Raw genomic sequence first — 24,067 nt, 5'->3', positions numbered from 1 at the left:
TTCACCCTTTCACATATATGAAGGGCAGAGATGTGACGATGTTGTGGTCAGTAAATGATCACCACGTTAGGATCGACCGATCTGTAGTCCCCGGCTTACCTGATGATCCGATCGATTCGTGCGCTTCTGGCGTCCGCACCGCTACTCGGTGTAGTTGCTTTCCTACCGCTCCAGGCCCATGCCGCCGATTCCCTCGGCGATGCGCTTTCAAAGCTGGCCCCCGCTGCTAACCCCAAGGTCATTGGGCTCGCTGTCCAGGCTGCGGAGTGCGCGCAGAGCCAGGGTGGTACGCCTTCAAACCGCCTGGCGGTGATCGACTATTCCAAACCGTCGTCTGAACCCCGCTTGTGGGTCTTCGATACGGTAAACCGCAAGCTGCTCTTCCAGGAACTGGTCGCTCACGGCAAGAACAGTGGCGACGCGGACAGCACGAAGTTCTCGAATGCGCCCAACAGCCTGGCCTCGAGCATCGGCCTGTTCCGCACCTCCGAGACATACATGGGCAAGAACGGCTACTCGCTGCGGATGACCGGTCTCGAGCCCGGGGTGAACAGCAATGCGCTGGCGCGTGCCATCGTGATCCACGGCGCGGCGTATGTCAGCGAGACCATGGCGCATGCCGCCGGCCGCATTGGCCGTAGCTGGGGGTGCCCCGCGGTAAGCACGGCGGTGGCGCACAAGCTGATCGATGCGCTGAAGGGTGGGCAGATGGTGTTCTCGTACTACCCGGACAAGAAGTGGCTGAGTTCGTCGAGCTACCTGAAGTGCAGCACTAACCAACTCGCCAAGACCGAAGCCAACACCGTCGCCCGCGCAGGAACCTGATCCGCGCGTCTGGCCCCGCTTGACCACCTTCTGGCCCCGGCGGCCTTAGTGGTCCCGGTGACCCGCGTGTACCTTGCCAGCATGCCGTGGCGGGACGTGCCGGAACACCATCATGTCGCGCGATCCACGGCTTTCCCGTTGTCCATCAGGAGAGTTTGGTGAAAGGTGATCGGCGTTCATTCATCGGCAAAGCCGTGCTCGGCGCTGCCGCACTGGCTGCAGTTCCCGCGTCGTCCGCGCTTGGAAGTCCGGCGAAAGGAGCTAACGTCAAGCCCGTCCCCACGAAGGATGGTCGCGCGGCGCTTAGTCCTGACGAGGCCCTTGACCTGCTGATCGCGGGTAACGCGCAGTTCCTCCGCAATGAGCTGAAGACGCCGGATATCAGTGCCGCTCGTCGCCTCGCGCTGGCGCAGGGACAGGCGCCCTTCTGTGCGTACGTGTCCTGCTCGGATAGTCGTGTCCCGCCCGAGCTTCTTTTCGGACGAGGTTTGGGCGAGCTGTTTATTGTGCGCAACGCGGGAAATACCGTCGATGTCGTCGCGATGGGCTCGATCGAGTATGCCGTCGCGGAGCTCGGCGTACCGCTGGTCGTGGTGCTGGGACACGAGGCCTGCGGAGCGGTCAAGGCGGCCATGTCGGTGGTCGCGAATAATGCGCGATTCCCAGGCGCGATCGATAACATGATTGAACCGATCATTCCGGCGGTGCTTGAAGCACGCAACCTGGCTGGCGATCCCGTCGAAAACGCCGTGAAGCAGAATGTCCGCCGGGTGGTTGAAGTCCTCCGCAAGGAGAGCGATCCGATCATGCTGAAACCCCAGCAGGAAGGGCGGCTGAAAGTGGTCGGCGCCTACTATCACCTGGATACCGGCCGGGTCGATTTCTTCGACAGGGCGTCCTGATCGGGTGCTGTAAACGGGCGTCGCGGGCGGGGACCTGATCCCCGCCCGCGCTCTCAGCTAGAATCCCGGTAACCTCACCGTGGAATCGAGCATGAAACACGTTCTTGCGATCGCCGGCTGCATCCTCCTGGCCGGCTGCGCCACCAGCGGCATGAAAGACACCCTGCCCAAGCTCAGCAGCAAGACGGGCAAGAGCGTGCCGGCCTACGTCCAGTGCGTCGTGCCGAAATGGCAGGCCCTGACGAAGGATGCCAAGGGCGACGCGAAGGACGACAAGGGCGTGGTCAATGCCAGCGACGATGGCAAGCATGAGCGCCTCGAAGTCACGGCCAATGGCGCCGGTGCCCAGGTCGTGATGTACGAAATCCAGAAGATGAAGAAAGGCTCCGAGTACGACGGCCGCTACCGCGACGAAGCCATCTCCTGCCTCTAACCCGATAAATGTAGGAGCGCGCTTGCGCGCGATGGGTGCTCGCGGCATCCCCGATCGCGCACAAGCGCCCTCCTGCAACGGCTTTTTTCTCTGCCGTTCGCATCGTCTTTATATGGACCTTGCTGCACTCTCCCTCCCGACAGCCGGCGGAGCGTGCCATGGGCCATGACCTGGACGAAGAATCCCGCATCGATGTGGAGTGCCTGCGCGATAGCAGCGTCCACGACATCCCCCGCTATACGTGGGATTACCGCGTCTTCGCGCGCGACGGGACGACCATTATCGACACCAGCGATAGCGGCGGTGTCTCATACGATTCCCAGAAAATGGCGATGTCCGAGGGCTGGCGCATGGCCCGCGAGTCATTATCGCGGCTGGAACGCTAGCCCGGCTGGCGAGGGCGCAGCTGGCGCGCGTCCTCGATAGCCTCCATCAACTGGTCGCGGTCGAACGGCTTCTCGAGGAAAACCGCGCTGAGCGGGAAGGGCTCCAGGTCCTCGGGCAAGCGGCTTGAGACGACGACAATGGCCGTTTTCGGTCGTTCACGCAGCACAGCGTGGAGCAGGGCGGTGCCGCGCCGTTCGCCCGGCGTATCCGCGTGGATGACCAGGACCGACAAATCGGGCATGTTCTGAAAGGCGCGCTTAGCATCCCGGTAAGTCACCGTTGCACGAGCCGCATAGCCCGCGTCCTCCAGAACCATGGCAACGGTCTCCGCCACCATGCTGGCGCGGTCAAATACCAGGGCGTCGGGGCGGGTGCTCATCGTGGCGGTAGTTTAGCTCTGCGGCTAAGCCTCCGCACGTTTTATTACGCTATTCGGTCGGATCTTCCGGGGGCCAGTCGGCGTTGAATGACTTCACCCGGGCGATCAGGTCGCGGACTTCCTGGTCGCGGTCGGCGATCCGCTTTTCTTCGGCGGCTTTCTGGGCGGCGTAGTCGTGGTTGGTGCCCTGGACGGCATCGTTTACCAGCCGGCAGGTCTCTTCCAGCGTGGCAACCCGTGTGTGGAAGCCGAGCCGGTCCGCGAGAATCTCCATACGCAGCCCCGGGTGGCTCTGCTCAAGCGCATGGGCTCGAACCGCGAAGAACTGCTGCCACTCCCGTTCGGGCGACCCTGCAAGAATTGCCTCAACGCGGGGAATGTCGGGCTGGTCAAACTGGCCGATATCGTCGATGGCTTCGAAAGACTCGATCTCGATCCAGTCGCGGCTGGCCATGGCAGGATTTCCTTAGGGCGTCGGGGACGTAGGGCGCGGCATTGTTCGGTCCACCGTGTGCAGGCCACGTCATGGCACTTCACTCGCGTTGCACATCTGCGAAAGAATGCTGGGTAAATCACCCCAGGAGTTGCACGCCATGCGTTACCTCGCCATTGCCGGTCTTGTCCTGCTCACCGGCTGCGCCACCCAGAACGAACGCCACGTCGGTATCCATGACGTGCTTTCCAGCACCACCCTGGCCTACCAGAATCCGTCGGATGGCGACGCCACCCTGACCATCGTTCGGGACCAGGGCCTGTGGGGCGCCGGCTGCTCCAGCGCCGTCTACCTCGATGACAAGGTCGTCGCCGACATGGAAATCGGCCAGCAGCTGGTGCTGCACGTCCCCTCGGGGAGCCGGAAGCTCACCGTGATGCCGCATGGTGCCTGCAGCAGTGATCGGATCGACGCGGATGCCACGGTCGGCCAGGGTGAGGCCAAGAACTTCAGCATCCCGGCCAGCGGCGAGGGCCTGACAGCGGCCACGGCAGCGGCGGCGCCCAAGGCCTGAGCCATGACATAACGCTTGTCATTGGCGACGCGAAGGCGCAAGAATCCCTTACCGCATCGCGTCGCCAGACGGGAGATCCGTACCATGCACCGGCGCATCGTTGGCCAGTATTGCGTCGAAGTACGCACGCTTCACCACGCTACGGGCTTGTGGAAGGCGGCCTATATCGTGGAGTTGGCTCATGCCGGGCCGCGTGACTTTGTCATGATCACGCTGCTGGAGGAATTTCTGGACGAGCGCGCCGCGGTCGACGCCGCCATGGAAAAAGGCTGCCAGCACGCCGGTTGGCTTGCCGCCGCGCGCAACGCCTATTCAGGCTGACGTGACCACCGCGGCCACCTCGCCGTAACGCCTCCGCGACGATTCCGCCCCTAGGTTGGCCTCCAAGGAGGGCAACGGGCCCTCCCACCCCGGAGCGAGCTGTGCGGATCATTCTTTACCTGCCGTACAACGCCGCACCACGCGGACAATGGATAGTGCGCCGCAATTCGGACCTGGCGGGCCAGTTCGCGACGCGTGAAGAAGCGCTTCGCCATGCGAGTCATCTGGTGGCAGCGATCCGGTCCCAGCCCGGCCAGGACGCGGATATCAAGATTGAGGACGAAAACGGCAACTGGCGCTATGCGGCCTTCCACGGAGAGGTCATCACCGCCGATTGAGTGACCGTCGCAGGATCTGAGATCGGGCCGGAGGATAAACACGGCTCTGTTTCCGTGCCCGAGTCGCCATGGCCGCCTACCTCCAAGCAAAGCGTACCGATGAGGCCGAGAGCGCCCTTGCCAGCCACCACGATGGGCGCACCCTGGCGCACCGGCTGACCGACAAGTACGCGGACCGTGTAGCGACCGGTTTCACGGTGTTCGGCCGCGAGGGCCAGTTCGTGCCGCTGCCGGCGGACCTTCCGCCCGCCCTGGCCGCGGCGCTGACGGCGCGCGGCATCGAGCGCCTGTATTCGCATCAGCAGGAAGCCTGGGCGGGCGCGCGCGCCGGCAAGCATGTGCTGGTCGCCACCCCGACCGCATCGGGCAAGACCCTCTGCTATACGTTGCCGGTGGTGTCATCCGTGCTGGAGGCGGGTGCGAAAGCGTTGTACCTGTTCCCGACCAAGGCGCTGGCGCAGGACCAGGTCGCCGAGCTGCTGGAACTCAATCGCGCTGGCGAACTGGGCGTAAAGGCGTTCACCTTCGACGGCGACACGCCGGGCGATGCCCGCCAGGCGATCCGGCTGCACGGTGATGTCGTGGTCAGCAATCCCGACATGCTGCACCAGGCGATCCTGCCGCATCACACCAAGTGGGCGCAGTTCTTCGAAAACCTGCGTTACGTGGTGATCGATGAAATCCACACATACCGGGGCGTATTTGGCTCGCACCTGGCCAACGTCCTGCGTCGGCTGAAGCGCATCTGCGCCTTCTACGGCGTGCGCCCGCAGTTCGTGCTGTGCTCGGCCACGATCGGCAATGCCACCGAGCATGCCGAAGCACTGATCGAGGACGAGGTGCTGACGGTGGCGCAAAGCGGCGCGCCCAGCGGTGACAAGCACGTCCTGTTGTGGAACCCACCGGTCGTGAACCCTGACCTTGGCTTGCGTGCTTCCGCGCGGTCGCAGACCAACCTGATCGCGCGCGTCGCGATCAAGGCGAAGATGAAGACCCTGGTGTTCGCGCAATCGCGGCTTATGGTTGAAGTACTTACCAAGTACCTCAAGGATGTGTTCGACCACGATTCACGCGTGGCACCGCGCATTCGTGCGTATCGTGGCGGTTACCTGCCCACGGAGCGGCGTGAGGTAGAGCGGGAGATGCGCGCAGGCAACGTGGATGGCATCGTTTCCACATCAGCACTGGAACTCGGCGTGGATATCGGCAGCCTCGATGCTGTGGTATTGAACGGCTACCCGGGCTCAATCGCAGCGACCTGGCAGCGTTTCGGTCGCGCGGGCCGACGGCAGCAGCCGTCGCTCGGCGTGCTGGTCGCCACCAGTGCCCCGCTCGATCAATACCTGATGCGACACCCGGCCTTCCTCACCGAAGCCAGCCCCGAGCACGCGCGCATCCAGCCCGACCAGCCGCTGATCCTGCTGGACCATATTCGCTGCGCCGCGTTCGAGTTGCCCTTCGTGGGCGCCGATCCGTTTGGGCCGAACGATGCCGAACCTTATCTGCAGGTGTTGCAGGAATCCGAAGTCCTGCATCGCGAGGGCGATCGCTGGGAGTGGATCGCCGATAGCTACCCGGCGAACGCCGTGAGCCTGCGTTCGGTGGCCGATGGCAATTTCGTCGTGGTGGACCGGACCGAGGGGCGCCAGACCATCATTGCCGAGGTGGATTACTCGGCAGCGGCACTGACGCTGTATGAAGGTGCCATCCACATGATCCAGAGCGTGCCCTACCAGGTGGAGCGACTCGATTGGGACGGACGCAAAGCCTACTGCACGCGCACTCGTGTCGATTACTACACGGACGCCATCGATTACACGAAGCTCAAGGAGCTCGAATGCTTCGATGGTTCGAACGTGGGTGAGGGCACGGCGCGGCATGGCGAAGTGCACGTGGTTCGCCGTGTCTCGGGATACAAGAAGATCCGTTACTACACGCATGAAAATATTGGCTACGGGCCGGTGAACCTGCCCGACCAGGAGTTGCATTCCACTGCCGTGTGGTGGCAGTTACCGCAGGGCGTGCTCGACGCCGTGTTCCGCTCGCGGCAACATGCGCTCGATGGATTCCTCGGTGCAGCCTATGCGTTGCACACCGCGGCGATCGTCGCGGTGATGGCGGAGTCGCGCGACCTTCAGAAGGCTGTGGGCTCGGGCGATGGTGGCTGGTCCGCGCAGGTCGATGCGGGCGGGCGAGGGCAGATTCGTGCACCCGATGGCTCATTGGCGCTGCCGGATGCGTTCGAACGCTTCCTGCCTACCGTGTACCTGTACGACAACTTCCCCGGCGGTGTTGGCCTGAGTGAACCGCTGTTCCGTCGCGCGCCTGAGCTGGTGCGGCACGCGCTGGCGACTGTGCAAGGCTGTGAGTGCAAGGCCGGCTGTCCCGCCTGCGTCGGCCCGGTGCTCGCCGCCGACGAACAGCGCGACCAGACCCCCAAGGCCCTCACCGCGAAGGTGCTTGAGCTGCTCGGCGCCAACGCGTGACCGACCTGGCCGCCAAACTCGCCGCGCTCCGCAAACAAGCCGGTGCCACGACCCCACCTGTAGGAGCGCGCTTGCGCGCGATCCCTGCTGGCGACAACGCCGCAAAATCCGAAACGCCTCGCGAGAACCCATCGCGCGCAAGCGCGCTCCCACAAGGTGGGGTGGATCTGGCGGCGCTGCGGCGGATGGCGGGCGTTCGTGATCGGTTGGGTGTCGTGCGCGCAGTGCCTTCACGGCCCGTGACGCGTGACGTGCCGGGTGATGAGATCGCGCCCGGCCTGCGTTACCTCGAATACCATACGACCTGGCCCGAACCGCCCGATGAGTTTGACCTTACGTTCGCGCGGCTCACCAGCGCGCGGCGCGAGCACCTGCTGCATTTCGATACGGAGACAACCGGGCTTGCTGGCGGCACGGGCACGCGCGCCTTCATGATCGGCGCCGCCGACTGGTTCGCCGGCCGCCTTCGGGTGCGCCAGCTGTACATGACAAGCATGGCTGCCGAGACGGCCATGCTCAGCGAGTTTGCACGTTGGATCGATGCGGATACGGTGCTGGTCAGTTACAACGGCAAATCCTACGACGCGCCCCTGCTTTCCACGCGCTACCGGCTCGCACGATTGCCGAACCCGTTGACCGGCCTGACCCACGTCGACCTGCTGCATCCCATGCGGCGCCGCTACCGGCAGGTGTGGGAGAACTGCAAGATGCAAACAGCCGAGCGCAAGCTCTTGCGCATCGTGCGCGAGGACGATCTGCCGGGTTCCGAGGCGCCGCGGGCGTGGCTCACCTATCTGCGTGGCGGTTCATCGACGGACCTGGTGCGCGTGGCTGAACACAACCTGCAGGATGTGCGCAGCCTGAGTGGGCTGCTTGTCGAGGCACATGGCTGGGCGGCAACGGATGCGCAGGCCGCTTCGCCGGCCGGTGACGAAAAATAGACGTTACGCCGCGCAGGCTGCGGGATGCGTTGAAGGCCAGGAGACGAGGTGATGAACGAAGCGACCAAGCCTTGCGACCATGCTGGCTGCGGATGCCAGGTTCCTATTTCGCGCGATTTCTGCAGCGAGGCGTGCCGCATGGCGGCGGAAGCACAGAACGTGGGCGGCACCTGCGAGTGCGGCCACGCCGCGTGCCAGCAGCGGCATTGAGTGCGAGGAGGTTACGTCATGACGAACGACGATAAACAGGAAACCCCGGGTTACAAGGAAGACAACCCGAAGCCGCGCACCGGCAAGGAACACATCCCGGGCGAGGGCCACCCGCAGGAGCACCAGAACATGCCAGACAAGAAGCCCGGCAAACAAGGCAGCTGATGGTAGAAGCGCGCTTGCGCGCGATAGGTGGTGAGGGAACCCCTATCGCGCGCAAGCGCGCTCCTACAAAAGCGGGGTTTTAGGCCGCTTTGCGGACCAGGCCGCCGATGCCGGCGGTGGCCGTTTCAAGCGCCTGCGCCTTGTGGTCTTCACTCATCGCGACACCTTCGGCGCGGACGAACTCGATATCAGTGATACCGATGAAACCCAGCACCGCACGCAAGTACGGCTCCTGGAAATCCATGCCCGTCGCGGGGCCGGCGCTGTAGATACCGCCACGCGACGAAGCGATGATCACGCGCTTGCCGCCGGCCAGACCCTCGGGACCATTCGCGGTGTACTGGAAGGTCTTTCCAGCCACCAGGATGCGATCGATCCAGGCCTTCAGCGAACTGGTGATGCTGAAGTTGTACATCGGGGCACCTACGACGATCACGTCGGCCGCCAGGAACTCTTCAAGGACCTTCGCGCCTTCGGCCGCGTTCGGGTCGCTTTCGCCAGCGGGCAGGCCCCAGTGGGTGAGCGGGGCAGCGTGCAGGTCACGGTAGGTGACCTCGGTGCCCGGGTGGTGGTTAACAAATTCCGAGACGATGGCCTGGGTCAGGCCGCGCGAGACGGAATGGGCGCCCAGGGCGCTGGCGTCGATATGCAGGAGTTTCATGGCAGGTCCTCGTTCGTCGGTCCCGCAGGCAGCGGGAATGAGGAGAAGGTACGCTTCGGACAATCACTTGATTAGTCCGCATGGAGTAGACTGATTGTTCCGAATAGGAAACGACGAGGCACGTCCCGATGGAAGGCGCCCTGCAAGACCTGAACGATCTCTACTTCTTCGCCTCCGTGGTTGAGCACGGGGGCTTTTCGGCAGCCGGCCGGGCCCTGGGCATCCCGAAATCCCGCCTCTCCAAGCGCATCGCGCAACTCGAGGACCGGCTAGGCGTCCGCCTGCTCCAGCGCACCACCCGCCGGTTCGTGGTCACCGAGATCGGTGAACGCTTCTACCAGCATTGCCGGGCGGTGCTGGAAGAGGCCAAGGCAGCCCAGGACGCGGTGGATGAGCTGCGCACCGAACCGCGCGGCGTCGTCCGCATCAGCTGCCCTATCTCGATCGCCCAGAATATCGTCGGCCCCATGCTCCCGGCCTATCTGCTGGAACACCCCAAGGTGCAGGTCCGGCTGACCGCGACCAACCGGCGTGTCGACCTGATCGGCGAGGGTTACGACGTGGCCGTACGCGTGCGCGAGAAACTCGACACGGACGCCACCCTGGTCCTGCGCAGCATCGGCTACGCCCGTAGCCTGCTGGTCGCCAGCCCGAAGTTCCTGGATAGTCACGGCCGCCCGAAGACCCTGGAGGAGCTCGCCCAGCTTCCGGCCCTGAGCATGTATGAGCACGAGGGGGCCCAGGTCTGGGAGCTGGTCGATCCCCATGGCAAGAAAGCCGCCGTGGAAGTGAAGCCGCGTCTGGTCAGCGGCGACTTCACTGTGCTGATCTCGGCGGCTCTCCAGTGCTGCGGCGTCGCGTTGCTTCCCGAGGATTACTGCGCACCGCTGCTTAGCAACGGCCAACTGGAATGGGTGTTGCCTGAGTTCACCACGGCGCAGGGCACCCTGCATTTCGTGTACCCCAGCCGCCGCGGCCTGCTGCCGGCCGTGCGCAGCTTCGTCGATTTCCTGGCCGAACGCCTGCCGAAGGCGCAGGCCGAATTTCACAAGGATTGCCAGAAGGTGGCGGATGACCCGGCCAGCAGGGGCGCGATCGCCATGCGCCGCATGTTAGGATCGGAGAATACGGCCGCGTTTGGCCGTCCAAACGAATAAGGGCGTTCGATGCAGATCGAAACCAAGCTTCCGAAGGTCGGCACGACCATTTTCAGCGTCATGAGCCAGCTTGCGCTGGAGCACAAGGCCGTGAATCTCGGCCAGGGTTTTCCGGACTTCGAGCCGCCGGAACCGCTGCGCGATGCGATTACGCGGGCCATGGCCGAAGGCAAGAACCAGTACGCGCCAGGCGTCGGTATCGCGAAGCTGCGCGAGCAGATCGCCCTGAAGACCGAGCGCCTCTACGGGCACCGGGCCAGCCCCGATACCGAAGTGACCGTGACCTCCGGTGCCACCGAGGCGCTGTTCTCGGCCATCGCCGCGGTGGTGCGTGCGGGCGATGAAGTGATCGTGTTCGATCCGTGCTACGACAGCTACGAGCCGGCGATCGAACTGCAGGGCGCCACGGCGGTACATATCCCGCTGGACGTGCCTTCCTTTGGCATCGACTGGCAGCGCGTACGCGAGGCGATCACGCCGAAGACCCGCATGATCCTGATCAACTCGCCGCACAATCCTTCGGGTGCCGTGTTGTCGCGGGCCGACCTGGATGAGCTGGCCTCGATCATCCGCAACACGTCGATCGTGGTGCTTTCCGACGAAGTGTACGAACACATCGTCTTCGATGGCGCCGAACACCAGAGCGTGCTGCGCCACGAGGAACTGGCCGCACGCAGCATCGTGGTGTCCTCGTTCGGCAAGACCTACCACTGCACCGGCTGGAAGCTCGGTTACGCGGTGGCACCGAAGGCGTTGACCGCCGAGTTCCGCAAGGTGCACCAGTACCTGACCTTCTGCACGTTCAACCCGGCGCAGTGGGCGTTCGCGGAATTCCTGGAGTCCACGCCGGAGCATTACCTCGAGCTGCCTGCGTTCTACCAGGCCAAGCGCGATCGCTTCCGCGCGTTGCTGGCCCCGTCGCGGTTGAAGTTGCTCGATGTGCCGGGCGGCTATTTCCAGCTTGTGGATTACAGCGCCATCCGCGATACGGATGACATCAATTTCAGTGAATGGCTGGTCCGCGAAGGCGGCGTGGCGGCGATCCCGTTGAGCCCGTTCTACGAAACCGCGCCGGATACCCGCCTGGTGCGCCTGTGCTTCGCCAAGAACGATGCCACCATGGAAGCCGCCGCGGAGCTGCTGTGCAAACTCTGACCGTCTCGCTCGTCCAGGGTGCCACCCGCTGGCACGATGCGCCCGCCAACCGCGAGTATTACGGCAAGCTCGTGCGTGGCGCCGCACCGAGCGATCTGTTCGTTCTGCCGGAAACCTTCCTGTCGGGCTTCACCAACGACACCCTCGCCAACGCGGAAACGATGGATGGCGAAAGCGTCGCGTGGTTGCGGGCGCTGGCAGTCGAGGTCAACGCGACGATCACCGGCAGCCTGGTGATCCGTGAGAACGGTACGGTCTATAACCGCCTGATGTGGGCCTCGCCGAACGGTGACCTGGCCTGCTATGACAAGCGCCACCTGTTCCGCATGGCCGGCGAGCACACCCGCTACGGCGGCGGTACCGAGCGATTGATCGTCGAGCTCAAGGGCTGGCGGATCCTGCCGCAGGTTTGCTACGACCTGCGCTTTCCGGTGTGGCTGCGTAACAGCCGCAACGAGGCGGCGGCCGGCGGCATGGACTACGACCTGGCGTTGTTTGTCGCGAACTGGCCCTCGCCGCGACGTGGGCCGTGGCGAACGCTGCTGCGTGCCCGCGCCATCGAGAACCTGGCGTATACGATCGGCGTGAACCGCGTCGGCGTGGACGGCAACAACCATTCGTACAGCGGCGACAGCGCAGTGATCGATCCCGTCGGTGAAGCATGGGTGGAGCTGGGTGCGGTCGAGCAGGTAGTCACCATCGCCATCGACCCTGCGCCGCTGCTCGCCCACCGCGAACGCTTCCCCGCGTGGATGGACGCCGACACCTTCTCCCTCAACACCACCCTTGACCTGTAGGAGCGCGCTTGCGCGCAAGCCGGGGCTTGCCAGAGGGCCATCACCTGACCCGTAGGAGCGCGCTTGCGCGCGATGGGTGCTTGCCGCAACCTCGGATCGCGCGCAAGCGCGCTCCTACCATGAGCAGGTTATTTGGCGGCGGGTTTGAACGGCACGACCGGGCCGATCTTCGCGACCTTACGCCAGGCGGCCAGCTTGTCCTCGATCCCTGCGCCGATATCGATCTGCGGCTCGGAAGGCGTGACGGCATCCTTCTTCTCCCAGCCGGCGATCTCGACTTTCGCCTGGTTGAACGCCTCGATGAAATCGGGCGTGGCGTTGAGCCCATTGGCGAGCCACGCGTGACCGAAGTAGGTGATGTCGGAATCGGTGCCGCACCCGAACGACGTGCGATCGGTGCGCGCCGAGGCCATGACCAGCGTGCCACTCCCACGCAGTTTGGGTAGGTAGCCGCCGGAATAACAGGCGTTCACGACCACCACCTTCCAGCGGAAATCATGTTTGGCGAGGATCTGCGCGAGGCCGTCGGGGTCCAGCTGATCGAGCGGGATAGGATCCATGTCGACCAGCAGGCTGTGGTCGCTGCCGCCGTGCGTGGCGATGTAGACCAGGAGGATGTCCTCCTTCGGGTTCATGACCTTGGCGAGGCCATCCAGGCCTGCCTCGAGGTTGCTCCAGCTCGCCAGCGGCCGGGTCGCGAGCGTCGCCGGGTTATTTTCCAGGACCAGGGTGTGGTTCGGGCTACCGAAGCGCGTTGCCATCAGCATGTCGAGGTATTCGGCCTCGTTGCGGAAAACATCTTCGGCCCCGTCCGCACCGAAGGCCACCGCGTACACGTTGGGCTTGGCGGGCGAACGCCTGGCCAACTTGCCCACAGCCTCACGGATAGCGCCGGGCTGGCTCGTGAACACCTGTTCGGGCGAAGGCGCGTTCTCCGGCCAGTCGCTTGCGTCCAGCTGCAGACCCGGGTCATCACTGATATCGGTGACGGCGTCGGAGGCCGTCGAGGGCGCCGCCGGTACGGAGGTGGCAACCGCGGGAGGTTTGCCGCCGCTCGTCGAGGCGCCTGCGACGAGCGGGGAGACTGCCGCCACCGGGGGCGCCGGGACCACGGGCGCTACGCCCGTGACGACCGGTCGCGGCCCAAAATTCAGGATCGCCGCGGTCAGTACCGCGCCGGCAATGAACCCGGCAAGCGTGTAGATCGCCGTGCGACGGCGTGGATCAAGGCTGGATGGCATTGAAATCCGCCACGGCCGGATGGCCGGCGTCCGTCATGGGCAGGGGCGGGCGGATGAGGTGCGTGGTCTGCATGCCGGCGTCGCGCGCCGCATCGAGTTCTTCGCGGATGTCAGAAAGGAAGAGTACGTGCGACGGGGCGAGGCCGATGGCCTTGGCAATGCGCCGATAGGACTCGGCCTCACGCTTGTGACCCATCTGCGTGTCAAAGTAACCGGAAAACAGGGGCGTGAGGTCGCCGCTTTCGCTGTAACCGAACATCAGTTTCTGCGCCGGCACCGAACCGGAGGAGTACACGTAAAGGGCCAGGCCCTCGTCGTGCCACGCCTTCAGCCGACTCGCGACTTCCGGATACATGTGCGAAACGTAGGCCTGCGCCTCGTAACCTTCACGCCAGATCATGCCCTGCAAGGCCTTGAGCGGTGTGGCTTTGCGGTCCTCATCGATCCAGCGGATCAGCAGGTCGATGATTTCGGTACGCGAGGCTTCGATGATCCCCGCTTCCTTCGCCGCCTCATGCAGCCAGTGCTGAACTTCCGGCTCGTCCGCGTGGGTTTCCACGTAGGCAGGGAGGTGTTGCCGGGCATAGGGGAACAGCACGTCTTTCACGAAGTCGATCGAGCTGGTCGTGCCCTCGATGTCGGTGAGGACGGCGCGGATATCGGACATGGGGGAAGCCTGCGGATCGGGGATATCCGCAGGATAGCCGAGCCGGAGCGGCTTTACGACGCAGCAGCGCTCGCTGAGGCGTGCGGATCCATGCGTGGGAAACGCTCGGCGATGTCTTCACCGGTGAAGCTCGCCACCCAGCCTTCCACGTTCGTGAACAGGCGGATCGCCACGAAATAGGGCGACACGCTCATGTCGAACCAATGCCGGGTGCCATCGGGCACGCCGATCAGATCGCCTTTCTCGCACAGCACCTCGTACACCTTGCCGTTCTTATGTAGGGTGAACTGGCCGGCGCCGGCGACGAAGAAGCGCACTTCATCCTCGCTGTGCGTGTGCTCGTTCAGGAACTTGGCGCGGAAGGCGGCTCGGTCCGGATGATCCGGCTTCAGGCTGATGACGTCGACGGCCTGATAGCCGTTTTCTTGCATGAGGCGATCGATATCCCCCTTGTAAGCGGTGATGACTTCGTCCTGGCTCGCGCCCGGCTGGATGGGCTGGTTCGCTTCCCACTGTTCGAAGCGCACGCCAATGGCGTTCAGCTCCGTGGCAATGGCAGCGTGGTCGGTAAAAACCCCGAGGGGTTGTTCGTGGTTGGCGTCGTCGTAAATGCGCAGACGGCTCATGGGGAAAGCCTCCGAAGGTCAAGTTCGCAACCCAGCAGGAACTCCAGGGCCTCGAGGTGCCGGCGGGTTTCCGCCATGTCGCGGCCCCAGGTGTAGATGCCATGGCCATTGATCAGGTAGGCGTACAGTGGCTTGCCGCTGTCGATCCACGCATCGACCTGGGCTTCGAGCTCCGGCATCTGCTGAGTGTTGGGGAAGACGGGAATGTCGAGCACGCTCTCATGCGTTGTGTAGCCGGAGATCGCTTTTTGCAACTCCCAGCCCTCGAGATGCACGCGGCCCTCGGCGGCGAACAGGCGTGAGGCGACGCTCTGCGTGCGTGAGTGGGTGTGCAACACCACGTTCGCATCGGGGAAACGCTTATAGACCTGGGTATGCAGGCCTGTCTCCGCGGAGGGGCGCGAATCGCTGCCGACCGCCTTGCCATCCATATCCACGACCATGATGTCGTCGCGGCCCATGCGGCCCTTGTCACGACCGGAAATGGTGATGGCGGCGAGGTCGTTATCCAGGCGCATGGAGAAGTTGCTGCTCGTCGCCGGGGTCCAGCCGAAGGCCGCAAGTTCACGGGCGGCGTCAGCGATGGCATCGGCGCGCGAGGCGAGCAGGGCTGGGTCGATGTGGTCGAGAGTCTTGGTCATGGGTTTGGACGTCTAAATCAGGAGGCGACTATACCATGGGGGTGTTTACAGGCCCGATCGCGGTAGCTTGCGAAAATACGAACCATTCCACTTTCCGGATTTGCGTAGGATGCCAGCATCTTTCGCACGAGGTTGTTTCATGGCGCAGAACGACACCAACGACATCGAGGGCCGCCGCCGCTTCCTGAAGGCCGCCGCCGGCTCCGTGGCCGCCGCCACCCTGCTGGGCAGCCTGCCTGGGGTGAGCAAGGCCCAGGACCTGCCGCACCTGTCCCCGTCCGACCCCACCGCCTCGGCGCTGAAGTACGTGGAGGACGGGAGCAAGGCCGTGGGAAAGAAGGTTGCGAGCGACGCTTGTTTCAACTGTAACTTTTACCAGGGCAAGGCCGGAGCCGCGTGGGGTCCGTGTCAGTTGTTCCCGGGCAAGGCCGTGGCCGCTAAGGGCTGGTGCGTGTCTCACGCAGTCATGATCTGACCCGCGACCGGGTTCCAGGCAAAAGAAAGGCCAGCCGAAGGGCTGGCCTTTTTTCATGCGTCGCGATCCAAGGGACCGCGCAAAAATGCTACCCAAGCGCGCCAGGCCGAGGAGCTGACCCGCCTGACGCGCTGGGCGGCAATCCGGGGCCCACTGCCAAGTGATTTACCCACGGAACCGGGATCATACTCCCCTCGGGGCGCGACCGGCCAATGGCAGTTAAATGACGAACGTGTTTTTGTGTATTTCGTCGCAAAAACATTAACTTAACGACAAAAGTTAATGTTCCGTTGTAGGAGCGCGCTTGCGCGCGATCCAGGGTTAATCAGCGCGACGATTCCGGCTGTGCCTAAAGCTATAACCGAAGTAAACCATCACGCCCAGCGCCGTCCATACGCCAAGCAAAATCCAGTTACGCAAGCCCAGCGAATACAACAACGCGATGCAGCTGAGCACACCGAGCGTGCACGTGACCGGTGCGAACGGAACGCGGAACGTACGCGGCTTGTCCGCATCCGTGCGACGCAAGATCAACACGCCAATGCACACCGCGCAGAAGGCGACGAGCGTGCCCATCGAGGTGAGATCACCAAGCAGGTTGAGCGGAAACACCGCGGCGAGTGCGGCGATACCAACGCCTGTGATCACCGTATTGAGATGAGGCGTGCGGTACTTCGGGTGGATGGTCGTGAACACTTTCGGCAGCAAACCATCGCGACCCATGATCATGAAGATGCGCGGCTGCGCGATGATCATGACGAGCACGACAGACGACAGGCCAATGAGCGCACCGATTTCAACCAGGCCACGCAGCCAGTTCAGTTCGGGATGCTGACGGATGGCGGTGACGACGGGCTCGGCCGTACCGAGTTCCGAGAACGGCACCAGGCCGGTGAGCACGGCGGCCATGGCGATGTACAGCACCGTGCAGATGCCCAGCGAGGCGAGCGTACCGATTGGCATGTCGCGCTGCGGGTTCTTTGATTCCTGCGCGGCCGTCGAGGTCGCCTCGAAGCCGATATAAGCAAAGAACACCAGCGATGCGCCGCGCATGACGCCCGACCAGCCGTACTTGTCGCCGCCCTGGTTGGCCGGAATGAACGGATGCCAGTTGGCCGTATCGATGTGGCTGGCACCGACAACGATCACGACGACGATCAACGCCACCTTGAGCAGGACCATGGCCATGTTCAGGCCGGTGGATTCCTTGATACCGACGTAGCAAAGCCAGGTCAGCGCCAGCGTGATGCCGACGGCAGGCAGGTTGAACAGCGCGCCGGTGGCTACGAGGTGGCCATCGACGAAATCCACCGGTGCATTGGTCAGCGCCGGCGGGATATGAATGCCGACATGGTCGAGCAGGCTGACGAAGTAGCCGGTCCAGCTCACGGCGACCGCGGAGGCGGAGACGCCGTATTCAAGAATGAGATTCCAGCCAATGAACCAGGCTGCGCCTTCGCCCAGCGTCGCGTATGCATAGGAGTACGCGCTGCCGGACACCGGGACCAGCGAGGCGAACTCGGCGTAGCACAGCGCCGTGAACACGCTGCAGATGGCGGCCAGGATGAACGAGAGGATGATGGCCGGGCCGGCGTGTTCCGCCGCGGCCACTCCGGTGATGACGAAGATGCCACCGCCAATCACAGCGCCGATGCCCAGCGCGGTCAGGCCCCACGGCCCCAGCGTTCGGCGCAGGGCCGGGCCGTGGGCATCATCGGATTCGATGGTCGGGGCTTTCTTGGCGAGTAACTGCTTGAGCATGGATGGCTCGGATCAATGTGACGTGGATGAGGATAGCTTCAAAACAGGGAAGGCCGGCGAGTGACCGCCGGCCTTCCCGGATGAGCCCTGGCTGATCAGCCGAGCGACTTGCGCAGCTTGCTGTGCGCGTAGCCGTAGCCGAAGTAGATCAGCTGGCCGATGACGATCCAGCCGACCATCAGGCGCCAGTGCTCTTCGAAGGCCTGCCAGAACAGGTACACGCAGGACACCGCGCCGAGGATCGAGATGGGCCATACCATCGGGACGCGGAAGCTGCGCTTCAGGTCCGGGCGGGTGTAACGCAGGATCAGGATGCCGATGCAGACGGTGGCGAAAGCGAGCAGGGTGCCCATGGACACCAGTTCGCCGAGCACGCTGACCGGAAACAGGCCGGCCATGACCGCGGCGGCGACGCCAACGATGATGGTGCCCAGGTACGGCGTGCGGAACTTCGGGTGCACCTTGGCCATGCCCGGGGGCAGCAGGCCGTCACGCGCCATCGAGAAGAAAATGCGCGGCAGGCCCATGAGCATGACCAGGATCACCGAGGACAGGCCAGTGATGGCACCGACGACCACGATGGCCTTGAGCCACGACAGCTGCGGGTACAGGCCCAGCGCGGTAGCGACCGGCTCCGGCGTGTTCAGGATGCGGAACGGGGCGATACCCGTGAGCACCAGGGCCACGGCGATGTACAGCACCGTGCAGACGGCCAGCGAGCCGAGGATGCCGATCGGCATGTCGCGCTGCGGGTTCTTCGCTTCGCCGGCCGCGGTCGAGACCGCATCGAAGCCGACGTAGGAGAAGAACACGATGGTCGCGGCGCGGAAGATGCCGCTCCAGCCAAAGACGCCTTCGCCCTCGTTCGGCGGGATGAACGGGTGCCAGTTCGCCGGGTTGATCAGCTTGATCGCGAACGCCAGGAACAGCAGGATCACGGTGACCTTGATGGCCACGATGATCGAGTTCACGAAGGCCGACTGGGTGATGCCGACGTAGCACAGGCCCGAAAGCGCGGCAATGATGATGACCGCCGGCAGGTTGATCAGTGCGCCGGTGGACTGGATGTGGCCTTCAATGAACTGGAACGGGGCCGACGCGAGCGTGGAGGGCAGGGAGATGTCGCTGCCGATCATGCCGCCGATAAGACCCAGCAGTTCATTGAAGTAACCCGACCAGCCCGCCGCCACCGTAGCCGCAGCGAACAGGTACTCCAGCACCAGGTTCCAGCCGACGAACCAGGCGACGTATTCGCCGAGCGTGGCATAAGAATAAGAGTAAGCGCTGCCCGAGACCGGCAGCATGGCCGCGAACTCGGCGTAGCAGAGGCCGGCCAGTGCGCAGGCGAAGCCCGCGATGAGGAAGCTGACGACGAGCGCGGGGCCGGCATGCATCGCGGCCGCCTGGCCGGTGATGACGAAGATACCCGCACCGATCACGGCGCCGATGCCTAGCAGGATCAGGTGCTTTGCGGTGAGTACGCGCTTGAGGCCCGCATCACCATGCGCGCCAGTATCGATATGCTCACCAGCATCGACGTGCGGCGCGGCCTCGATAGGATGCGTCGCGAAAAGGTGTTTCAACATGTGTCTCCCCTACTGCCGGAAGTGCTCTTTATTATTGGGACCGCCGTGGCAGCCATGATGGAACGCCGCCCCCGGTGAGTCGGCACGGCACCATAGCCCAGCGGGGCACGGCCGTACAAGCTGCATTGCGAGGCCTTCCAAGGCCTTGCACGGAGGGCGGCGGAAGTCACCATGACTTACGGCGGTTGTGATGGAACGGACGCGGTGTATCAGAACAGCATGTTGAGCGCGGCCTGCGGCGCCACGTAGGCGGGTGCGTTTCGCCCGGCCACGGAGAACTGCACGCCGGCGATGAGGCCCAGGGTGGCGTTGAAGTGGTATTCCACCGCCGGTGCGAGGCTGAGGTCGTGGCTTGGGTTGAGCTTCCAGGCATGGTGCGCCGCATCCTTGAGGCGCAGGGTGCCGTTGCGATTGAACACGAGCTCGTTCACGAGTACCCAGCGCGGATCCAGCGCGTACTCAACGGCGAACGATGCATTCCAGGCCTGGCCGTGGTGCGCCGTGCCGTGAAAACCCGGGCCCGTGCCGTACACGCTGGTGCCATGGACACGGACGTGGGCCGGGTTCGGGCTCCACGCCAACTGGCCGCGGTAGCGCAGCGCCTGCCCATCCGGCAGCCATTGCAGCTTCTGGACGCCGTAGGCAAGCGTGGTGCGGGCGGTGCCATTGCCCATGCCGTTGAGCGGATTGGTATCGAGGTGGTGGTACGCGCCGGTCGGCAGTCGCTGGGCCACCGAGACGGACGAAACCCATCCCGTGCCGTCATCGCCTGGACCGGTGAGGCGCTGCTGCAGGCGCACGACGGAGTCGCCCATGCGCAGGCCGTCGGTGTGGGCGCGATACGTGGAGGTGCGTGCCGCGCTTAGCGTGAGCTGCACGGCGGTGGTGTCGCCCAACCCGTAGATCATGGGTAGCGCAACCTGCCACTGGCGGGCGTGGTGGCGTAGCGCGTGGCGCGAGCCGGCGTTGTCGTAGCCGCCACGAACGTTCGTATAGATCAGGTACGGCTCTATGTTGAGCTTGCCGGCGGGCAGGGTGTTGATTGCTGGCGTGACCAGCGGGCCGGTGAAGTTGAGCGCGTCACGGTCGGTGGTGGCGAACGCCGTGAGCGGCATGAGGGCGAACAAGGTGGCATAACGGAAAAGAGAGGGTGACATGAGCGGGTCCATGCATGAAGGCAGCCTGGTGGCTGCAGGAATATCGGTGCGCTTCTTGCGCACACCTCCATGCTAGGCCGGCGCTGTCGCCGGCAACATCGGACTTGTCTGAAAATGCTGTGCGAAAATGCCCGCCTGTTTATCGGAATTCCCTGATGGATCCCTCCTACGTTCCCCTTGCCTCCGCCATCAACCATTACGCCGGCCGCCACCCGGATGAACCCGATGTGGGGCACTTCCGTGACTGGCTGGCGACGGAAGCGAAGCCTTTCCACCGCGAGACTCTGGCCGGCCATTTCACCGGCTCGGCCTGGTTGGTCAGTGCGGATGGCGTGCGCGTTCTGCTGATGCATCACCGCAAGCTGCAGCGCTGGCTTCAACCAGGTGGTCACGCCGATGGCGAGGCTGATCTCGCCAATGTGGCGTTGCGCGAAGCGGAAGAAGAAACGGGGTTGACTGACCTGGTCGTGATGCCGTCGCTGTTCGACCTGGACCGCCACGTCATCCCTGCCCGCGGGCAGGAGCCGGAACACTGGCACTACGACGCGCGCTACGTGGTTCAGGCACGCGGCTCCGAAGCCTTCGAAGCCAATGAAGAATCACTAGGCCTGGCCTGGCGCGAAATCGCGGACATTGCCAGGGATGAGGCGAGCGACCCCTCGCTGCGCCGCATGGCCCGAAAGTGGCTTGCGCAGCGCTGACCTGTAGGAGCGCGCTTACGCGCGATCAGGGTTACGTCAGGGTGTATCGCGCGCAAGCGCGCTCCTACAGGTAGCGGGCTGGAGCGGGGTGCAGGGTGCCGCAGGTCGGGCAGGTGCGGGCGCCCGTGTCGCGGTAGAAGGTATCGAAGACGGGCGGGAAGTCCGCTTCGATGCTTTCCAGCGTGAAGTACTTTTCGAAGAGTTTGGTATTGCAGTGCTCGCAGAACCACAGCAGGCCATCGCGCTCCCCGTTGAGGCGGCGGCGCTCGATGACCAGGCCGACTGAATCCGGCATGCGTTGCGGTGAGTGCGGTATGCGCGGCGGCAGGTAGAACACCTGGCCGGCCTTGATCGGGATGTCCTTCGCGACGCCGTCATCCTGCACCTTCAGCACCATCTCGCCTTCGAGCTGGTAGAAGAACTCGGGGCCCTCGTCATAGTGATAGTCCGTACGTGCGTTCGGGCCACCGACGATCATGATGATGAAATCGCCATCCACGATGCATTTGTTGCCGACCGGCGGCTTGAGCAGGGCGCGGTTTTCGTCGATCCAGCGTTGCAGGTCGATGGGAGGCGTAAGACTCATTGGCGAGGATTCAAGGAGTGGTCCGGCGATCATACTCCCGCACCGGTACTTCCCGGCGGCCGCGCTGTGTCGTACAACTGCGGTCCGTTTCGTAAGGATTCGCCTACATGGCGTCGTGGTACCACGCCCGTCAACCTGAGCCGTCGCCACGTCCCGCGCCACAGGGCAAGCGCGAGGCCGCGGTCGTGGTGGTGGGCGGCGGTTTCGCCGGGCTGAACACGGCACTGGGCCTGGCCGCACGCGGCGTCCGCGACGTTGTATTGCTGGAAGCGCGGAGCATCGGGTTCGGTGCGTCGGGCCGGAACGGTGGTTTCGTCTTCGCCGGGTACTCACTCGGTGAGCGGGCGCTCCTCGACAAACTAGGGGAGCAACAGGCGCGTGACCTGTACGGACGCACGGTGGCCGCGGTGAACCTGATCCGTCAGCGGATTACGACGCTCGGCATTGACTGCGACATGGTCGACGCCGGGGTGGTCTGGGCGAACTGGTTCCGTGACGCGCGCCTGTTGCGGGCCCGCCAGCAGTTGCTTGCCGAACATTACGGCAGCGAATGGCAGTGGATACCTGCGGATGCCGTGCACGAATTCGTGCACAGCCGCCGCTACCACGATGGCTTATACGAGCGGAACGCGCTGCATATCGATCCATTGGCCTATGCGCGCGGGCTTGCCGTGGCGGCAGAGGTGGCTGGCGTTGCGATTCACGAAGGCTCACGGGTCAGGATGCTCGAGCGTCGGGGCCCGCGCTGGGTGTTGCGCGTCGGCGATGCCGAGATCGAGACGCCTAATGTGGTGCTTGCGTGCGGCGGTTACCTGGCCGGCCTCGACCGTACGATCGACCGCGCCGTGCTGCCGATCGCGACGTATGTCATGGTGACCGAGCCATTGGGCCCGCGCCTGGCCGAATGCCTGCGGACGCAGGCGGCCATCTACGACACGCGCTTCGCGTTCGATTACTACCGCCCCCTGCAGGACACGCGGCTGCTCTGGGGTGGCCGGATCTCGGTGCGCGACCGCCACCCACGGGCGGTCCAGAAGCTCCTCGCACGCGATCTCGCGAGGGTCTTTCCATCGCTCAAGGGGGTGAAGGTGGAGCATGCGTGGTCGGGCTTGATGAGTTATGCCCGTCACGAGATGCCCCAGGTCGGCACCCACGGCAACGGCCTCTGGTACGCCCAGGCCTTTGGCGGACATGGCCTGGCACCGACCTGCGCGGCAGGGGAAGCCCTGGCCGATGCCATTGCCTCGGGCGAGAAATCCGTGCCCGCCTATGCAGCGTTCGGCCTTGAACCGGTGCACCGCCCCTTTGGCTATCTCGCCGCGCAAGGCACCTACTGGAAGCTCGAGCTAGCCGACTGGTTCAAATCCCGCCTCGAAGGCTAAGCCTCTGTAGGAGCGCGCTTGCGCGCGATCGGACCTTGCCGCGAGCACCCACCGCGCGCAAGCGCGCTTCTACAAGGCGTGGGCTTTGTCTAGCCAGACGAGGATGCCCTGGGCGTTGAGTTTGATGTCGATCTTCAGGAGTTTGGTGATGTCTTCGGCGGATAGCATCACGCCGTGCTTTTTCGCCCGGCCTACGTAGAGTTCGGCGAAAGCGGTCGCGATGCGCGTTTCGCGGTCCGGGTCGCTCGCGTGGCGTTTCGCGATCGCCACCATCGCGTCGATCTGTTCGTGCAGATCCTTCGCCAGACGCTTCACCTGCGTCACCCGGTCGTAATGCGTGAGGTACATCGCTTCGGGCTCGTAGCGCATCATCCGTTCGATCGAGGCGTGGGCCTCGTCCGGATCAAATTGCACGGGCGACGTGGTCGGGATGATGAAGGGGCCGTTGGCCGTATCAAATTCGCGATAGGACAGGCCAAAGATATCGCCGGTGAAGAACGCATTGGCGCGCTCGTCATGAATGGCGATGTGGTGCTTCGCGTGGCCTGGCGTGTCCAGGCAGAGCAGCGCACGCCCGGCAAGGTCGACGACGAAACCGTCCGAGGCCTCAATCACGCGGTCCTTCGGTACGGGCACGATCGTGCCGTAGTCCCGCCGCACGGCGTCTTCGCCATAGACGCCGGTCGCGCCAGCGATCAGCGCGGAAGGGTCGATCATGTGCCGCGCGCCCCGCGGGTGGACCGCGAGCATGGCGTTCGGCAGGTGCTTCATCAACTCGCCGGCACCGCCTGCGTGGTCGAGATGTACGTGGGTGAGGATCAGCCAGTCGATGTCACGCGGCCGCAGGTCAGCCGTTTCGATCGCTTCCAGGAAGCGCGGCAAGGAATGCGTGGTGCCGCTATCGATAAGGGCGCCATGTCCGCGCTCCACCACGAGGTAGGCAGCGTCGAAGGAAGGGCGGCCGAAGCCGGTGTCGATGGTATGGATGCCGTGCATGGGGCAAGCGTAACCCCACCAGGCTGCCCACCGCATCTGTAGGAGCGCGCTTGCGCGCGATGGGTGCTTGCGGCTGCCCCCGTC

28 protein-coding genes are annotated in these 24,067 nt (G+C 64.2%); 16 read left to right on the top strand and 12 right to left on the bottom strand.

Going from position 1 to position 24,067, the window contains the following annotated elements:
- Positions 1-102: 102 nt before the first annotated feature.
- The 4 genes from VGN46_RS00140 to VGN46_RS00125 all read left to right on the top strand — a co-directional run bounded on the left by VGN46_RS00140 (position 103) and on the right by VGN46_RS00125 (position 2,546).
- On the top strand, positions 103-825 hold the full coding sequence (locus VGN46_RS00140) for a murein L,D-transpeptidase catalytic domain family protein (RefSeq protein ID WP_331639334.1): 723 nt from the start codon (positions 103-105) through the stop codon (positions 823-825).
- Between the two features lie 212 nt (positions 826-1,037).
- The gene (locus tag VGN46_RS00135; RefSeq protein ID WP_414675188.1) at positions 1,038-1,727 is read left to right on the top strand and encodes a carbonic anhydrase; all 690 of its coding nucleotides are present in this window, start codon (positions 1,038-1,040) and stop codon (positions 1,725-1,727) included.
- Between the two features lie 91 nt (positions 1,728-1,818).
- Positions 1,819-2,160, top strand: coding sequence for a hypothetical protein (locus VGN46_RS00130; protein WP_331639332.1), 342 nt, complete (start codon positions 1,819-1,821; stop codon positions 2,158-2,160).
- A gap of 158 nt (positions 2,161-2,318) precedes the next feature.
- The gene (locus VGN46_RS00125; protein WP_331639330.1) at positions 2,319-2,546 is read left to right on the top strand and encodes a hypothetical protein; all 228 of its coding nucleotides are present in this window, start codon (positions 2,319-2,321) and stop codon (positions 2,544-2,546) included.
- On the opposite strand, the gene VGN46_RS00120 is transcribed toward VGN46_RS00125, so the two are convergent.
- On the bottom strand, positions 2,543-2,926 hold the full coding sequence (locus VGN46_RS00120; protein ID WP_331639328.1) for a hypothetical protein: 384 nt from the start codon (positions 2,924-2,926) through the stop codon (positions 2,543-2,545). The two genes, VGN46_RS00125 and VGN46_RS00120, sit on opposite strands and share 4 nt — an antisense overlap.
- A 49-nt stretch (positions 2,927-2,975) precedes the next feature.
- Positions 2,976-3,380: a hypothetical protein gene (locus VGN46_RS00115; RefSeq protein ID WP_331639326.1), complete on the bottom strand. Its 405-nt coding sequence runs from the start codon at positions 3,378-3,380 to the stop codon at positions 2,976-2,978.
- A 139-nt stretch (positions 3,381-3,519) separates the two neighbouring features.
- Here VGN46_RS00115 and VGN46_RS00110 point away from each other — a divergent pair, with 139 nt between their 5' ends.
- The 6 genes from VGN46_RS00110 to VGN46_RS00085 all read left to right on the top strand — a co-directional run bounded on the left by VGN46_RS00110 (position 3,520) and on the right by VGN46_RS00085 (position 8,394).
- Positions 3,520-3,933: a hypothetical protein gene (locus VGN46_RS00110; protein WP_331639324.1), complete on the top strand. Its 414-nt coding sequence runs from the start codon at positions 3,520-3,522 to the stop codon at positions 3,931-3,933.
- Between the two features lie 84 nt (positions 3,934-4,017).
- A complete protein-coding gene (locus tag VGN46_RS00105) occupies positions 4,018-4,254 on the top strand; it encodes a hypothetical protein (protein WP_331639322.1) in 237 nt (78 codons plus the stop codon).
- 101 nt (positions 4,255-4,355) lie between these two features.
- Positions 4,356-4,592 carry a hypothetical protein gene (locus VGN46_RS00100; protein ID WP_331639320.1) on the top strand — a complete coding sequence of 79 codons (237 nt, stop codon included), beginning with the start codon at positions 4,356-4,358 and terminating at the stop codon, positions 4,590-4,592.
- Positions 4,593-4,660: 68 nt separating this feature from the next.
- A complete protein-coding gene (locus VGN46_RS00095; RefSeq protein WP_331639318.1) occupies positions 4,661-7,078 on the top strand; it encodes a DEAD/DEAH box helicase in 2,418 nt (805 codons plus the stop codon).
- Between the two features lie 185 nt (positions 7,079-7,263).
- Positions 7,264-8,019, top strand: a complete 756-nt coding sequence (locus tag VGN46_RS00090) for a ribonuclease H-like domain-containing protein (RefSeq protein WP_331639316.1) — start codon at positions 7,264-7,266, stop codon at positions 8,017-8,019.
- A 228-nt stretch (positions 8,020-8,247) separates the two neighbouring features.
- Positions 8,248-8,394 (top strand): hypothetical protein, encoded by a 147-nt coding sequence (locus VGN46_RS00085; RefSeq protein WP_331639314.1) that lies wholly within the window; start codon positions 8,248-8,250, stop codon positions 8,392-8,394.
- Positions 8,395-8,473: 79 nt separating this feature from the next.
- Here the strand turns inward: VGN46_RS00085 and VGN46_RS00080 are convergent, their stop codons facing one another.
- Positions 8,474-9,055 (bottom strand): FMN-dependent NADH-azoreductase, encoded by a 582-nt coding sequence (locus VGN46_RS00080; protein WP_331639312.1) that lies wholly within the window; start codon positions 9,053-9,055, stop codon positions 8,474-8,476.
- 128 nt (positions 9,056-9,183) lie between these two features.
- On the opposite strand from VGN46_RS00080, the gene VGN46_RS00075 reads away from it, so the two are divergent.
- Genes VGN46_RS00075 through VGN46_RS00065 form a run of 3 tightly spaced genes read left to right on the top strand, consistent with a single transcriptional unit; the run spans position 9,184 to position 12,164 of the window.
- Positions 9,184-10,212 carry a LysR substrate-binding domain-containing protein gene (locus VGN46_RS00075; protein WP_331639310.1) on the top strand — a complete coding sequence of 343 codons (1,029 nt, stop codon included), beginning with the start codon at positions 9,184-9,186 and terminating at the stop codon, positions 10,210-10,212.
- A 9-nt stretch (positions 10,213-10,221) separates the two neighbouring features.
- Entirely contained in the window at positions 10,222-11,367 is a 1,146-nt protein-coding gene (locus tag VGN46_RS00070) for a pyridoxal phosphate-dependent aminotransferase (protein ID WP_331639308.1), read from the top strand.
- Complete coding sequence (locus VGN46_RS00065; RefSeq protein WP_331639306.1) at positions 11,355-12,164, top strand: amidohydrolase; 810 nt, start codon at positions 11,355-11,357, stop codon at positions 12,162-12,164. The genes VGN46_RS00070 and VGN46_RS00065 overlap by 13 nt, the downstream gene beginning before the upstream one ends.
- 128 nt (positions 12,165-12,292) lie before the next feature.
- Here VGN46_RS00065 and VGN46_RS00060 read toward each other — a convergent pair whose 3' ends face one another.
- Genes VGN46_RS00060 through VGN46_RS00045 form a run of 4 tightly spaced genes read right to left on the bottom strand, consistent with a single transcriptional unit; the run spans position 12,293 to position 15,339 of the window.
- Positions 12,293-13,405 (bottom strand): C13 family peptidase, encoded by a 1,113-nt coding sequence (locus VGN46_RS00060; protein ID WP_331639304.1) that lies wholly within the window; start codon positions 13,403-13,405, stop codon positions 12,293-12,295.
- Positions 13,389-14,072, bottom strand: coding sequence for an acireductone synthase (gene mtnC, locus VGN46_RS00055; RefSeq protein WP_331639302.1), 684 nt, complete (start codon positions 14,070-14,072; stop codon positions 13,389-13,391). The genes VGN46_RS00060 and mtnC overlap by 17 nt, the downstream gene beginning before the upstream one ends.
- Before the next feature lie 53 nt (positions 14,073-14,125).
- Positions 14,126-14,698: an acireductone dioxygenase gene (locus VGN46_RS00050; RefSeq protein ID WP_331639300.1), complete on the bottom strand. Its 573-nt coding sequence runs from the start codon at positions 14,696-14,698 to the stop codon at positions 14,126-14,128.
- On the bottom strand, positions 14,695-15,339 hold the full coding sequence (locus VGN46_RS00045; RefSeq protein ID WP_331639298.1) for a methylthioribulose 1-phosphate dehydratase: 645 nt from the start codon (positions 15,337-15,339) through the stop codon (positions 14,695-14,697). Before VGN46_RS00045 ends, VGN46_RS00050 begins: the two co-directional genes overlap by 4 nt.
- 139 nt (positions 15,340-15,478) lie before the next feature.
- On the opposite strand from VGN46_RS00045, the gene VGN46_RS00040 reads away from it, so the two are divergent.
- Positions 15,479-15,814, top strand: coding sequence for a high-potential iron-sulfur protein (locus VGN46_RS00040; RefSeq protein ID WP_331639296.1), 336 nt, complete (start codon positions 15,479-15,481; stop codon positions 15,812-15,814).
- A 321-nt stretch (positions 15,815-16,135) separates the two neighbouring features.
- On the opposite strand, the gene VGN46_RS00035 is transcribed toward VGN46_RS00040, so the two are convergent.
- The 3 genes from VGN46_RS00035 to VGN46_RS00025 form a co-directional block, all read right to left on the bottom strand.
- Entirely contained in the window at positions 16,136-17,575 is a 1,440-nt protein-coding gene (locus tag VGN46_RS00035; RefSeq protein ID WP_331639294.1) for an amino acid permease, read from the bottom strand.
- Between the two features lie 95 nt (positions 17,576-17,670).
- The gene (locus tag VGN46_RS00030; RefSeq protein WP_331639292.1) at positions 17,671-19,161 is read right to left on the bottom strand and encodes an amino acid permease; all 1,491 of its coding nucleotides are present in this window, start codon (positions 19,159-19,161) and stop codon (positions 17,671-17,673) included.
- 209 nt (positions 19,162-19,370) lie between these two features.
- Positions 19,371-20,318 (bottom strand): transporter, encoded by a 948-nt coding sequence (locus VGN46_RS00025; RefSeq protein ID WP_331639290.1) that lies wholly within the window; start codon positions 20,316-20,318, stop codon positions 19,371-19,373.
- A gap of 155 nt (positions 20,319-20,473) precedes the next feature.
- On the opposite strand from VGN46_RS00025, the gene VGN46_RS00020 reads away from it, so the two are divergent.
- Positions 20,474-21,019: an NUDIX hydrolase gene (locus VGN46_RS00020; protein WP_331639288.1), complete on the top strand. Its 546-nt coding sequence runs from the start codon at positions 20,474-20,476 to the stop codon at positions 21,017-21,019.
- 64 nt (positions 21,020-21,083) lie between these two features.
- Here VGN46_RS00020 and VGN46_RS00015 read toward each other — a convergent pair whose 3' ends face one another.
- Positions 21,084-21,605, bottom strand: a complete 522-nt coding sequence (locus tag VGN46_RS00015) for a 3-hydroxyanthranilate 3,4-dioxygenase (RefSeq protein ID WP_331639286.1) — start codon at positions 21,603-21,605, stop codon at positions 21,084-21,086.
- A 107-nt stretch (positions 21,606-21,712) separates the two neighbouring features.
- Here VGN46_RS00015 and VGN46_RS00010 point away from each other — a divergent pair, with 107 nt between their 5' ends.
- Positions 21,713-22,987, top strand: coding sequence for an FAD-binding oxidoreductase (locus tag VGN46_RS00010; RefSeq protein ID WP_331639284.1), 1,275 nt, complete (start codon positions 21,713-21,715; stop codon positions 22,985-22,987).
- Between the two features lie 69 nt (positions 22,988-23,056).
- On the opposite strand, the gene VGN46_RS00005 is transcribed toward VGN46_RS00010, so the two are convergent.
- A complete protein-coding gene (locus tag VGN46_RS00005; protein WP_331639282.1) occupies positions 23,057-23,983 on the bottom strand; it encodes an MBL fold metallo-hydrolase in 927 nt (308 codons plus the stop codon).
- Between the last annotated feature and the right edge of the window lie 84 nt (positions 23,984-24,067).

It is taken from the genome of Luteibacter sp., from assembly GCF_036500425.1.
GTDB lineage: Bacteria > Pseudomonadota > Gammaproteobacteria > Xanthomonadales > Rhodanobacteraceae > Luteibacter.
This window is presented reverse-complemented; position numbering and strand designations above follow the sequence as displayed.

What these genes read in the sequence shown, in the direction of transcription:
- mtnC (WP_331639302.1), bottom strand. Translation starts at nt 14,072, where the DNA reads ATGTCCGATATCCGCGCCGTCCTCACCGACATCGAGGGCACGACCAGC.
- VGN46_RS00005 (WP_331639282.1), bottom strand. Translation starts at nt 23,983, where the DNA reads ATGCACGGCATCCATACCATCGACACCGGCTTCGGCCGCCCTTCCTTC.
- VGN46_RS00105 (WP_331639322.1), top strand. Translation starts at nt 4,018, where the DNA reads ATGCACCGGCGCATCGTTGGCCAGTATTGCGTCGAAGTACGCACGCTT.
- VGN46_RS00095 (WP_331639318.1), top strand. Translation starts at nt 4,661, where the DNA reads ATGGCCGCCTACCTCCAAGCAAAGCGTACCGATGAGGCCGAGAGCGCC.
- VGN46_RS00085 (WP_331639314.1), top strand. Translation starts at nt 8,248, where the DNA reads ATGACGAACGACGATAAACAGGAAACCCCGGGTTACAAGGAAGACAAC.
- VGN46_RS00010 (WP_331639284.1), top strand. Translation starts at nt 21,713, where the DNA reads ATGGCGTCGTGGTACCACGCCCGTCAACCTGAGCCGTCGCCACGTCCC.
- VGN46_RS00035 (WP_331639294.1), bottom strand. Translation starts at nt 17,575, where the DNA reads ATGCTCAAGCAGTTACTCGCCAAGAAAGCCCCGACCATCGAATCCGAT.
- VGN46_RS00050 (WP_331639300.1), bottom strand. Translation starts at nt 14,698, where the DNA reads ATGAGCCGTCTGCGCATTTACGACGACGCCAACCACGAACAACCCCTC.
- VGN46_RS00110 (WP_331639324.1), top strand. Translation starts at nt 3,520, where the DNA reads ATGCGTTACCTCGCCATTGCCGGTCTTGTCCTGCTCACCGGCTGCGCC.
- VGN46_RS00025 (WP_331639290.1), bottom strand. Translation starts at nt 20,318, where the DNA reads ATGTCACCCTCTCTTTTCCGTTATGCCACCTTGTTCGCCCTCATGCCG.
- VGN46_RS00020 (WP_331639288.1), top strand. Translation starts at nt 20,474, where the DNA reads ATGGATCCCTCCTACGTTCCCCTTGCCTCCGCCATCAACCATTACGCC.
- VGN46_RS00140 (WP_331639334.1), top strand. Translation starts at nt 103, where the DNA reads ATGATCCGATCGATTCGTGCGCTTCTGGCGTCCGCACCGCTACTCGGT.
- VGN46_RS00045 (WP_331639298.1), bottom strand. Translation starts at nt 15,339, where the DNA reads ATGACCAAGACTCTCGACCACATCGACCCAGCCCTGCTCGCCTCGCGC.
- VGN46_RS00125 (WP_331639330.1), top strand. Translation starts at nt 2,319, where the DNA reads ATGGGCCATGACCTGGACGAAGAATCCCGCATCGATGTGGAGTGCCTG.
- VGN46_RS00040 (WP_331639296.1), top strand. Translation starts at nt 15,479, where the DNA reads ATGGCGCAGAACGACACCAACGACATCGAGGGCCGCCGCCGCTTCCTG.
- VGN46_RS00080 (WP_331639312.1), bottom strand. Translation starts at nt 9,055, where the DNA reads ATGAAACTCCTGCATATCGACGCCAGCGCCCTGGGCGCCCATTCCGTC.
- VGN46_RS00070 (WP_331639308.1), top strand. Translation starts at nt 10,222, where the DNA reads ATGCAGATCGAAACCAAGCTTCCGAAGGTCGGCACGACCATTTTCAGC.
- VGN46_RS00130 (WP_331639332.1), top strand. Translation starts at nt 1,819, where the DNA reads ATGAAACACGTTCTTGCGATCGCCGGCTGCATCCTCCTGGCCGGCTGC.
- VGN46_RS00120 (WP_331639328.1), bottom strand. Translation starts at nt 2,926, where the DNA reads ATGAGCACCCGCCCCGACGCCCTGGTATTTGACCGCGCCAGCATGGTG.
- VGN46_RS00115 (WP_331639326.1), bottom strand. Translation starts at nt 3,380, where the DNA reads ATGGCCAGCCGCGACTGGATCGAGATCGAGTCTTTCGAAGCCATCGAC.
- VGN46_RS00015 (WP_331639286.1), bottom strand. Translation starts at nt 21,605, where the DNA reads ATGAGTCTTACGCCTCCCATCGACCTGCAACGCTGGATCGACGAAAAC.
- VGN46_RS00030 (WP_331639292.1), bottom strand. Translation starts at nt 19,161, where the DNA reads ATGTTGAAACACCTTTTCGCGACGCATCCTATCGAGGCCGCGCCGCAC.
- VGN46_RS00090 (WP_331639316.1), top strand. Translation starts at nt 7,264, where the DNA reads ATGGCGGGCGTTCGTGATCGGTTGGGTGTCGTGCGCGCAGTGCCTTCA.
- VGN46_RS00075 (WP_331639310.1), top strand. Translation starts at nt 9,184, where the DNA reads ATGGAAGGCGCCCTGCAAGACCTGAACGATCTCTACTTCTTCGCCTCC.
- VGN46_RS00060 (WP_331639304.1), bottom strand. Translation starts at nt 13,405, where the DNA reads ATGCCATCCAGCCTTGATCCACGCCGTCGCACGGCGATCTACACGCTT.